We start from the raw sequence: 11,241 nt of genomic DNA on the forward strand, positions 1-11,241 counted from the left end.
GCAAGCCCGCCCGCATGCTCGACTGGAACCCCGCGCTCTACCGTCGCTACGAGGACGAGCGCACCCGGCCCGCACAGGAACTCCTGGCGCGGGTCCCGCTTGCCGAGGCCGCCCGCGTGGTCGACCTCGGATGCGGACCGGGCAATTCCACCGAGCTGCTGGCACATCGGTTCCCGACGGCGCAGGTCACGGGCACCGACAACTCCGAAGCCATGCTGGTCAGCGCGCGCGAGCGCCTGCCGGCGGCGCGCTTCGAGTTGAGCGACATCGCGACCTGGGCGCCGCGTGAAACAGAAGCGCCCGATCTCATTTATGCCAACGCGTCCCTGCAATGGGTGCCGGATCACGAGACGCTGATCCCCCGCCTGTTCGACGCGCTGGCCCCGGGCGGCGTGCTCGCCGTCCAGATGCCCGACAACCGCCAGGAGCCCACGCACCGCCTGATGCGGGCGGTGGCGGCCGAAGCGCCCTGGGCCGAGCCCATCGGCGACGCCGACAGGCTGCGCACCTTGCTGCTGCCGCTCGGCGGCTACTACGACCTCTTGGCCGCGCGTGCGGCCCATGTCGATGTCTGGCACACCATCTACCAGCACCCGATGGCCAACGCCGCAGCCATCGTCGAATGGGTGCGTAGCACCGGGCTGAAGCCTTTTGTCGACCGGCTGCCGCCCGACCTGCAGGCGAGTTATCTCGCCGAATACGAACGCCGGGTGGACGAGGCCTATCCGGTGCGCACCGACGGCAAGCGCCTGCTCGCCTTCCCGCGCATGTTCATCGTGGCGCACAAGAAAAAAGACGCATGACCACCCAAATCGCCACCGCCGCCCATCCCGCGGACGTGCTGCTCGGCGCACAGGCCGGCGCCGTGACCCTGCCGGTGTGCGACCACTACAGCGGCGTCGAAGCCCGCATGAAGAAGAGCCTCGCGCTCCAGGCCGAGATGGCCGAAGAGTTCGGCGCCTGCGTGTTCGACGTCACCCTCGACTGCGAAGACGGCGCCCCGGTCGGCGGCGAGGCGGAGCATGCCGCGCTCGTCACCGAGCTCGCGTTGGCTGCCCAGCCCGGCATGCGCGTCGGCGTGCGCGTGCACCCGGTCGATCACCCGGCCTTTGCCGGCGACGTGGTCACCATCGCCGGGCGCGCCGGCCATCGGCTGAGCCACCTCATGGTGCCCAAGGTCGAATCGGTGGCCGATGTGTGTCAGGCTGTTGCCGCGCTCGACGCCGCCGATGCCGGCGCGCTGCCGCTGCACGTGCTCATCGAATCGCCCCTGGCGGTGCACAACGCCTTCGAAATTGCCGCGCATCCGCGCGTGCAGTCGCTGAGCTTCGGCCTCATGGATTTCGTGTCGGCGCATGCTGGCGCCATTCCCGCCGACGGCATGGGCGCGGCGGGGCAGTTCAGCCATCCGCTGGTCGTGCGTGCCAAGCTGGCACTGGCCTCGGCGGCACATGCCTACGGCAAGGTGCCTTCGCACTGCGTGGTCACCGAGTTCAACGACACCGAGGCGATGCGCCTGGCGGCCCGCAAGGCGGCCACCGAATTCGGCTACACGCGCATGTGGAGCATCCACCCGAACCAGATCCGGCCGATCCTCGAGGCCTTCGCGCCCGACGAGGCGCAGATTCAAATTGCCACAAAAATCATTACAAAAGCCGCAGACGCGGATTGGGCACCGACACAAATTGATGGCACATTGCACGACCGCGCGAGCTACCGCCACTTCTGGCAGGTCCTGACGCGCGCCCACGCAACAGGGCGCGCGTTGCCCTCCGAGGCGAAAGCCTGGTTTGCATCGCGGTCTCCTGAAACCCACTGAATCAGCCTGAAGGAACCCCGCTCATGAAGAAAATTGCACTGATCGCCGCCGTTGCGCTGGCCCTGCCTTTCGCCGCCGTGGCGCAGAACGCCACCGCCACCAAGCCGGCTGCTGCCAAGGCCGAAGCCAAGAAGACCCCGCCGAAGCGCCAGGTCACCCGCAAGGCGGCCAAGGCTGTCGAAGAGGTCACGCCGATCGCCGACGACACCAACATCGTGCTGTCCGAGTCCGACCTGGCCGTGGCGCAGCGTGTGTCCATCGGCAAGGCCCAGTGCGAACTCGGCGCCGACGTGACCGTCACGCCCGACGAGAAGAAGCCCGGCTTCTTCACCGTGACCACCAAGGGCCTGAAGTACCGCATGCACCCGGTCGAAAGCCGCACCGGCGCCATCCGCCTCGAAGACCCGCGTGCCGGCGCCATGTGGCTCCAGCTGGGCAACAAGTCGATGCTGATGAACCAGAAGGCCGGCCTGCGCATTGCCGACGAATGCCAGACCGCCGCTCAGGTCGCCTTTGCCGACGAGATGAAGAAGAACCCCCCGAAGGCCCTTTTCGAAGGTGCCGACGCAGCCAAGAAGTAAGAAGAGCACCGAACCCGGGGTGCGGCGCGGCTCTTGCTTGGCCGCTCGAGACCGCAGCGCACGCCCGATAGCCTAGTTTCCGGAGAAAAGAAGATGTTGCAAGCCTACGTTGATCATGTTGCCGAACGCGCCGCGCTCGGTATCCCGCCGCTGCCCTTGAGCGCGAAGCAGACCGCCGAAGCGATCGAGCTCCTGAAGAGCGCGAATGCCAAGGACGGCGCCTTCCTGCTGGACCTGCTCACCTACCGTGTGCCCGCCGGCGTCGACGACGCCGCCAAGGTCAAGGCGAGCTACCTCGCGGCCGTGGCCCACGGCACCGAGAAGAACGCGTTCATCTCGCGCGCCCGCGCCACTGAACTGCTCGGCACCATGCTCGGCGGCTACAACATCAGCCCCATGATCGACCTGCTGGACGACGCCGAAGTCGGCGCTGTCGCAGCCGAGGGCCTGAAGAAGACCCTGCTGATGTTCGATCAGTTCCACGACGTCAAGGAAAAGGCCGACAAGGGCAACGCCCACGCCAAGGGCGTGCTGCAAAGCTGGGCCGATGCCGAGTGGTTCACCAGCCGTCCCGAAGTGCCCAAGAGCATCACCGTCAGCATCTTCAAGGTGGCTGGCGAAATCAACACCGACGACCTGTCGCCCGCACCCGACGCCACCACGCGTCCCGACATTCCGATGCACGCCCTGGCGATGCACAAGAACGCCCGCCCCGGCATCGTCCCTGAAGAAGACGGCAAGCGCGGCCCGGTGAAGTTCATCGAAGACCTGCGCGCGCGCGGCCACCTCGTGGCCTACGCCGGCGACGTGGTCGGCACGGGTTCGTCGCGCAAGAGCGCCACCAACTCGGTGCTGTGGTTCACCGGCGAAGACATTCCCTTCGTGCCGAACAAGCGTTTCGGCGGCGTCTGCCTCGGCGGCAAGATCGCTCCCATCTTCTACAACACGATGGAAGACTCGGGCGCACTGCCCATCGAGCTCGACGTGACGCAGATGAACATGGGCGACGTGGTCGAGCTGCGCCCCTACGAAGGCAAGGCCCTGAAGGACGGCAAGGTCATCGCCGAATTCCAGGTCAAGAGCGACGTGCTGTTCGACGAAGTGCGCGCCGGCGGCCGCATTCCGTTGATCATCGGCCGTGGCCTGACGGCCAAGGCGCGCGAGGCCCTGGGCCTGCCCGTCTCGACGCTGTTCCGCCTGCCGCAAAGCCCGGTCGACACCAAGAAGGGCTACTCGCTCGCACAGAAGATGGTCGGCCGCGCCTGCGGCCTGCCCGAAGGCACGGGCGTTCGCCCGGGCACGTACTGCGAACCCAAGATGACCTCGGTGGGCTCGCAAGACACCACCGGCCCGATGACCCGCGACGAGCTGAAGGACCTGGCCTGCCTGGGCTTCTCGGCCGACCTCGTCATGCAGTCGTTCTGCCACACGGCGGCGTACCCCAAGAAGGTCGACGTCAAGATGCACCACGAACTGCCCGAGTTCATGGCCAACCGCGGCGGCGTCTCGCTGCGTCCGGGCGACGGCGTGATCCACAGCTGGCTCAACCGCCTGCTGACCCCCGACACCGTGGGCACGGGCGGCGACAGCCACACCCGCTTCCCCATCGGCATCAGCTTCCCCGCGGGCTCCGGCCTCGTGGCCTTCGCGGCCGCCACCGGCGTGATGCCACTGGACATGCCCGAATCGGTGCTCGTGCGCTTCAAGGGCAAGATGCAGCCCGGCGTCACGCTGCGTGACCTGGTCAACGCCATTCCGCTGTACGCCATCAAGTCGGGCCTGCTGACCGTGGCCAAGCAAGGCAAGAAGAACATCTTCTCGGGCCGCATCCTCGAAATCGAAGGCCTGCCCGACCTGAAGGTGGAGCAAGCCTTCGAGCTGAGCGACGCCTCGGCCGAACGCTCGGCCGCTGGCTGCACGGTGCACCTGAACAAGGAACCGATCCAGGAGTACATCAACAGCAACATCACGCTGATGAAGTGGATGATTGCCGAAGGCTACGCCGACGCCCGCACGCTGGCACGCCGCATCGCCGCGCAGGAAGCCTGGCTCAAGGACCCGCAGCTGCTCAAGGGCGATGCCGACGCCGAGTACGCCGCCGTCATCGAGATCGACCTGGCCGAGATCCATGAGCCCATCGTGGCCTGCCCGAACGACCCGGACGACGTGAAGACGCTGAGCGACGTGGCCGGTGCCACCATCGACGAAGTGTTCATCGGTTCGTGCATGACCAACATCGGCCACTTCCGCGCCGCGTCGAAGCTGCTCGAAGGCAAGCGCGACATCCCGGTCAAGCTGTGGATCGCACCGCCGACCAAGATGGACGCACAGCAGCTCACCGAGGAAGGCCACTACGGCGTGTTCGGCAACGCGGGCGCGCGCACCGAAATGCCGGGCTGCTCGCTGTGCATGGGCAACCAGGCACAAGTGCGCGAAGGCGCGACGGTGATGTCGACCAGCACCCGCAACTTCCCGAACCGCCTGGGCAAGAACACCAACGTGTACCTGGGCTCGGCCGAACTGGCCGCCATCTGCTCGCGACTGGGCCGCATCCCGACCCGCGAGGAGTACATGGCCGCCACGGGCGTGATCGACGCGTCCAGCGCGCAGATCTACCAGTACCTGAACTTCGACAAGATCGAGGACTACAAGGGCGTGGCGGACACGGTCACGGCCTGAGGGTCGTAGCAGCCGGCGAGCGATTCGCCGGCCTCATGAAAAAGCCCCGCTTCGGCGGGGCTTTTTCGTGGGCGCTCGCTGCCGGTGTCAGCCCGGCGGCGGATTCGGCTTCAGGTGCTCTTGGCCCTTCAGCACCATCGCCATCCCGGCGGGGCCGCCCACCGCGTAGGGCAGCGAGGCCTGCAGCGAATGGGCGAAATCGCCGCGGTACAGCTTGGCACCCTGGTGGGTCAGGTTCGAATTGGCATCGATGTAGATCGACTCGCCCAGCCCCGACCACAGCCGGCAGAAGCCGTAGTCTTCCGACAGGTAGCGCCGCGTGACCGGGTCGACCATCACGTCGAAGAAGCGGTAGTGCAGCCCGCGGTCGGCTTCGCCGATGCTGTCGGGCACGTACTGCAGCTCGGGGTAGGCGGCCATGAGCCGCTCGAACACGCCGCGCCGGATCGCCATGAAGCCCGTGGGCGCCTCGGTCATCTTCATGAAACCGTCGGGCTGCACCTCGAGCTCGATCTGCGACGCGCCTTCTTCGGCCTTGGCATTGACCGTGTAGCGCGTGAAGGCGGCCTCGAACTGCTGCTGCGTGGTGCCGGCCGCCACGCCGCCGGCTGGCCAGTCTTCGCGCTTGAGCGGGTACACGCCGGCGGCGATGTCGTAGCCCGACAGCAGCAGGCGGAACGCCGCCTCGGCCGAGAAGCCGATGTCCGCGTCGATCCAGAACAGGTGGGTCCACTCCGTGTTGGCCAGGAACTGGGCCACGCAGTTGTTGCGCGCGCGCGTGACCAGGCTCTCGCCCTGGTGCATCAGCACCTGCATCCTCATGCCGGCGCGCTCGGCATTGATGGTGAAGTTCAGCAGCGACGCCACGTAGTTCTGGAAGAACTTGCCGTCGTGGCTCGGCGTCACGATCACGGGGTAGAAGTGCCGGAGTTCGGACGGGTCGAGCATGCGAGGGGCTCCGTGGGGCGCGGGTCTGGCTAGCGGGCTGGGCGCTGCATCAGGCCTTGCAGCAGGGTGTCGTAGGTTTGCGTGGCCACCGCGTCGCCGGGCAGGTAGCGCGCGATGAGCGCGCGCTGCCGGTCGCGGTAGGCCTGGGCCTGCGCGTCGTGCCCGTCGATGGCCTCGAGCACGCGGGCGCTGCCTGCGGCCACGTCGTTTTCTGCGTAGTAGTAGCCCAGGTCGGCGCACAGGTGGGCGTTGTGCACCAGCGGATAGCCCTGCCAGCAGGTCTCGAGGTAGAAGTAGTTGAGCGGGTTCTCCCACTGGTGGGAGACCACGATGTCGGTGTTCTGCGCCAGGAACACCGGCGTCTCGTGCCGGCCCAGGAAGACCGCCTTGTGCTGGCGCACCAGGTCGAGCTGGTTCATCAGCGTGATGAACTCCATGCTGTCCTTGGCCATGCGCTCCACGTTCGTGACCTGCAGCAGCGCGATCGCGTCGGGGCGGGCGCGGTAGGCCAGTTCGGCGATCAGGATGGGGTAGACGCAGAACTTCACCACATTGATGTTCGGCTCCATCACGCTGAGCCGCCGCGGGCCGCTGCGCGGCTGGTACGCGCCGCCGTCGGGCAGGGCGCGGGCGCGCTCCTCCAGGAACACCGGGCTCCAGACGAAGGGCACGGCGCGCGCCTCGGCGCGGCGCAGCACCTCGAAGTACGGCTGGCTGATGTGGGCCACCTGCGGAACCATCCAGATGTCGTCGTAGCGCTGGTTGATGAACAGGTTGCGGCCCCACAGCGGCTTGCCGAACAGCATCGACTCCATCGCATGCACGTACTCGAAGCCGCAGCAGTACGACACCAGCCGCGCGCCGCGGCGCTTGAGGTGGTCGGTCTGGTCGCCGTCGATCTGGCCGCCCAGCTCGATCAGCACATCCACACTGTCCTTGGCCGCCTCGAAAGTCACGGTCGGCCAGCGGGCCTGGTCCCAGGGCAGGGCGGGGGTGATGGGGGTGGCGGTGGTGTTGACCAGCACCACCGAGGCGACGCTGGGGCAGTGCTTCAGCGCCTCTGCCAGGAACACGGCGTTTTGCTTGATGCCGTTGTTCCAGAGGGTCTCGGCCTCGTGGTGGAGGCCGATCGTGATGCCGATGCGCAGGCCGGCACCCGAGGCGGTGGTCATTGGTTTTCGCGGGGGACGTAGCCCGTCAGGCGCCAGCCTTGGGGTTCGAGGCGGAAGCTGACTTTTTCGAAGACCGTCTTGTCGTTGGTCAGGCGGGTGGCGAAGTCGACGTTGGCGTACAGGCCTGCAGGGATGCCGGTGCTGTCGTCAAGGTAGCGGATGCGGGTCACGCTGGCCCAGTCACGGCGGGCCACGACGCCCACGGTCTGGCGCGAGCGTTGCGTGTTGGCAACGAATTCGGCCTTGGGAAAGCGAGTCTTCACAAACGCCGACGCGGTGTCCCAGATCTCTCCCGCCCGGTTTTCGTCGATCTGCTTGAGGCTGCTGAGGCCCGCCTGGACGAGTTCGTCGGCGGAGTTGCCGTCCTGCGCCAGGGCGCAGGAACCGGCCAGGGCCAGCGTGCATGCGGCCAGGAAACGGGGGAGAAACGGCTTCATTGGGCACCTTTTGTGAGGAAAACCGCTGTGACAGACAGCGGCGGCGATTCTAGGCGGGGCGTTCGGATCGACGTTCCACAGCGGCATCGCCGCGCCCGGATTTGTCGCCAATCGTGAAAGTTTGTGAACTAAATCATCATTTCACGGTTTCCGGTAGACCGAAATGGCTGCAAATGTAAACGGCTGCGTACATTACCGCGTCCATTGTGAACGTCAGGGTAACTACGACCCTGGCTGGGGCGACGAACCGCGGGCGGTCGTTGCCTTCCTCCGCCGTTGATACCGCGCCCGCCCTCTGCGAACCGAGCTCGAAGAATATGAACAAGTCTTACCGAAGTATCTGGAATGAAGCCCTGGGGGCCTGGGTTGCGGCGTCTGAAATCACTTCGGCGAGGGGAAAGAAGAGCACATCGAAGCTGGTTCGAGCGGCAGTCGCAGCGGCGACGCTCATGGCTGTCGCGACGGGGGGACACGCTTCCTATCAGCTCGGCGGCGGGTACGCACCGAACTCGGTGACCAATGCCATCGCCATTGGCAATGGCAATGGCAGCGGCACGTCGGGCAACAACAGTGCGTATGCAATTGCTGATTACTCTCTCGCGATCGGGAACAACGCCCAGGCGAGCTCTCACAGCTCGACGGCAATCGGCTCTGGTGCCAAAGCCTCGGGCAAAGGGGCTTACGCCCTGGGCAACGACGCCAAGGCCAGCGGGACTTCATCGGTCGCGGTAGGGGGCGGGGACGGAACCGGCAACGGTGGCTCGGTCGCGTCGGGCGAGCAGGCCGTGGCCATCGGCCGGGCGACAAATGCCAGCGGAACGAACAGCGTGGCCATCGGCGGCAACCTGACGGTGGATGGCGGCGCGAAGAGCGCCGGCGCCAACGCCGTGGCGATCGGCACGGGAGCCAGCGCCGGCAACGACAACGGCGTCGCGCTTGGTAGTAACAGCGTGACCGCCGCGGCGGTTCCGACTGCCAATGCGACGGTCAACGGGGTTGTGCTGGGCGGGTTTGCCGGCGCCACACCGACCAGTGTCGTGAGCGTTGGTTCGGCGGGCGCTGAGCGCCAGATCACCAATGTGGCGGCGGGCCAGGTGACCTCCACCTCGACCGATGCGATCAATGGCAGCCAGTTGTACTCGGTCGCCAGCACGGTGGGGTCGCTGTCGACCTCCACGTCCTCGGGGCTGAGCACCGCCAACAGCCGCGTCAACAGTCTGTCGACCTCGACGTCGTCAGGGCTGAGTACAACGAACAGCAATGTCAGCAGCCTGTCGACTTCGACATCGAGCGGCATCTCCAGCCTGTCGACCGGCCTGAGCACCACGAACAGCAACGTGAGCAGCCTGTCGACGTCCACGTCGTCCGGCCTGAGCACGACCAACAGCCGCCTCAACAGCCTCTCGACCTCCACATCGACCGGTTTGAGCACGGCGACCAGCGGCATCTCGAGCCTGTCCACGGGCTTGAGTACGGTGAACAGCGAACTGGACAGCCTGTCGACTTCCACGTCGAGCGGTTTGAGTACGGCGACCAGCGGCATTTCCAGCTTGTCGACGGGCCTGAGCACCACGAACAGCAACGTCGCCAGCCTGTCGACCTCCACATCGTCGGGCCTGAGCACGGCGAGCAGTCGCATCAACAGCCTGTCGACTTCGACGTCGTCGGGTCTGAGCACGGCCACGAGCAGCATCTCGAGCCTGTCGACTGGCCTGAGCACCACGAACAGCAACGTCGGCAGTCTTTCGACTTCCACGTCGTCTGGCCTCAGCACGACCAACAGCCGCATTGACAGCCTGTCGACGTCGACGTCGTCGGGCCTCAGCACAGCGACGAGCGGGATCTCCAGCCTGTCCACAGGTCTGAGTACCACGAACAGCAACGTTGGCAGCTTGTCGACGTCCACATCGTCGGGCCTGAGCACCAGCAGCAGCCGCATCGACAGCCTGTCGACGTCGACTTCAAGCGGCCTGAGCACGACCAACAGCAACGTCAGCAGCCTGTCGACTTCGACGTCGTCCGGTTTGAGCACGGCCACCAGCGGCATCTCCAGCCTGTCGACTGGCCTGAGCACCACGAACAGCAACGTCGCCAGCCTGTCGACCTCCACATCGTCGGGCCTGAGCACGGCGAGCAGTCGCATCAACAGCCTGTCGACTTCGACGTCGTCGGGTCTGAGCACGGCCACGAGCAGCATCTCGAGCCTGTCGACTGGCCTGAGCACCACGAACAGCAACGTCGGCAGTCTTTCGACTTCCACGTCGTCTGGCCTCAGCACGACCAACAGCCGCATTGACAGCCTGTCGACGTCGACGTCGTCGGGCCTCAGCACAGCGACGAGCGGGATCTCCAGCCTGTCCACAGGTCTGAGTACCACGAACAGCAACGTTGGCAGCTTGTCGACGTCCACATCGTCGGGCCTGAGCACCAGCAGCAGCCGCATCGACAGCCTGTCGACGTCGACTTCAAGCGGCCTGAGCACGACCAACAGCAACGTCAGCAGCCTGTCGACTTCGACGTCGTCCGGTTTGAGCACGGCCACCAGCGGCATCTCCAGCCTGTCGACTGGCCTGAGCACCACGAACAGCAACGTCAGTAGCCTGTCGACTTCCACGTCGTCCGGACTGAGCACCAGCAGCAGCCGCATCGACAGCCTTTCGACATCGACGTCGAGTGGTCTGAGCACGGCGACCAGTGGCATCTCGAGTCTGTCGACTGGCCTGAGCACAACGAACAGCAATGTCGGCAGCCTGTCGACCTCCACGTCGTCGGGTCTGAGCACCGCAACCAGCGGCATCTCCAGTCTGTCGACTGGCCTCAGCACAACGAACAGCAACGTCAGCAGCCTGTCGACTTCGACGTCGTCCGGCCTGAGCACGGCCACGAGCGGCATCTCCAGCCTGTCCACAGGCCTGAGCACTACGAATAGCAACGTGAGCAGCCTTTCGACGTCGACGTCGTCGGGTCTGAGCACGGCGACCAGCGGAATCTCGAGCCTGTCCACGGGCTTGAGCACGACGAACAGCAACGTCAGCAGCTTGTCGACCTCCACGTCGTCGGGCCTGAGCACTGCCACCAGCGGCATCTCCAGCTTGTCCACGGGCCTGAGCACCACGAACAGCAACGTGGGCAGCTTGTCGACCTCGACGTCGTCGGGTCTGAGCACGGCCAATAGCCGCATCGACAGCCTCTCGACATCTACGTCGTCGGGCCTGAGCACGGCGACCAGTGGTATCTCCAGCCTGTCCACAGGTCTGAGCACCACGAACAGCAATGTCAGCAGCCTGTCGACTTCGACGTCGTCGGGCCTGAGTACGGCAACCAGCGGTATCTCGAGCCTGTCCACGGCTCTGAGCAGCACCAACAGCAACCTGGACAGCCTCTCGACGTCTACGTCGTCGGGACTGAGCACGGCCACGAGCGGTATCTCCAGCCTGTCCACGGGCCTGAGTACGACGAATAGCAACGTGGGCAGCTTGTCGACCTCGACGTCCAGTGGTTTGAGCACGACCAACAGTCGAATCGATAGCCTCTCGACGTCTACGTCGTCGGGCCTGAGCACGGCCACGAGCAGCATCGACAGCCTCTCGACGTCTACGTCGAGC

At 65.9% G+C, this 11,241-nt stretch carries 7 protein-coding genes and 2 pseudogenes; 6 read left to right on the top strand and 3 right to left on the bottom strand.

All coding sequences use genetic code 11. The annotated features are described in order from the left end of the window. Positions 1-14: 14 nt before the first annotated feature. The 4 genes from tam to AC1RAD_RS31180 all read left to right on the top strand — a co-directional run bounded on the left by tam (position 15) and on the right by AC1RAD_RS31180 (position 5,079). Positions 15-803: a trans-aconitate 2-methyltransferase gene (tam, locus tag AC1RAD_RS31165; RefSeq protein WP_492738975.1), complete on the top strand. Its 789-nt coding sequence runs from the start codon at positions 15-17 to the stop codon at positions 801-803. Continuing rightward, positions 800-1,819: an HpcH/HpaI aldolase/citrate lyase family protein gene (locus tag AC1RAD_RS31170; protein ID WP_492738977.1), complete on the top strand. Its 1,020-nt coding sequence runs from the start codon at positions 800-802 to the stop codon at positions 1,817-1,819. Before tam ends, AC1RAD_RS31170 begins: the two co-directional genes overlap by 4 nt. Before the next feature lie 23 nt (positions 1,820-1,842). Continuing rightward, positions 1,843-2,400: a hypothetical protein gene (locus tag AC1RAD_RS31175; protein WP_062479718.1), complete on the top strand. Its 558-nt coding sequence runs from the start codon at positions 1,843-1,845 to the stop codon at positions 2,398-2,400. Positions 2,401-2,493: 93 nt separating this feature from the next. Next, positions 2,494-5,079, top strand: coding sequence for a bifunctional aconitate hydratase 2/2-methylisocitrate dehydratase (locus AC1RAD_RS31180; protein ID WP_492738978.1), 2,586 nt, complete (start codon positions 2,494-2,496; stop codon positions 5,077-5,079). An 87-nt stretch (positions 5,080-5,166) separates the two neighbouring features. Here AC1RAD_RS31180 and AC1RAD_RS31185 read toward each other — a convergent pair whose 3' ends face one another. Genes AC1RAD_RS31185 through AC1RAD_RS31195 form a run of 3 tightly spaced genes read right to left on the bottom strand, consistent with a single transcriptional unit; the run spans position 5,167 to position 7,636 of the window. Then, entirely contained in the window at positions 5,167-6,027 is an 861-nt protein-coding gene (locus AC1RAD_RS31185) for a hypothetical protein (RefSeq protein ID WP_492738980.1), read from the bottom strand. Positions 6,028-6,056: 29 nt separating this feature from the next. Continuing rightward, entirely contained in the window at positions 6,057-7,199 is a 1,143-nt protein-coding gene (locus tag AC1RAD_RS31190; RefSeq protein ID WP_492738982.1) for a DUF2827 domain-containing protein, read from the bottom strand. Then, positions 7,196-7,636 carry a DUF4019 domain-containing protein gene (locus tag AC1RAD_RS31195; RefSeq protein WP_159275661.1) on the bottom strand — a complete coding sequence of 147 codons (441 nt, stop codon included), beginning with the start codon at positions 7,634-7,636 and terminating at the stop codon, positions 7,196-7,198. Before AC1RAD_RS31195 ends, AC1RAD_RS31190 begins: the two co-directional genes overlap by 4 nt. Before the next feature lie 317 nt (positions 7,637-7,953). On the opposite strand from AC1RAD_RS31195, the pseudogene AC1RAD_RS31200 reads away from it, so the two are divergent. Then, positions 7,954-8,034 (top strand): annotated as a pseudogene (locus tag AC1RAD_RS31200) (ESPR domain-containing protein); the annotation flags it as partial. Between the two features lie 51 nt (positions 8,035-8,085). After that, positions 8,086-11,241: pseudogene (locus AC1RAD_RS31205) on the top strand (ESPR-type extended signal peptide-containing protein); the annotation flags it as partial.

It is taken from the genome of Variovorax sp. GW823-FHT04B03 (assembly GCF_058796495.1).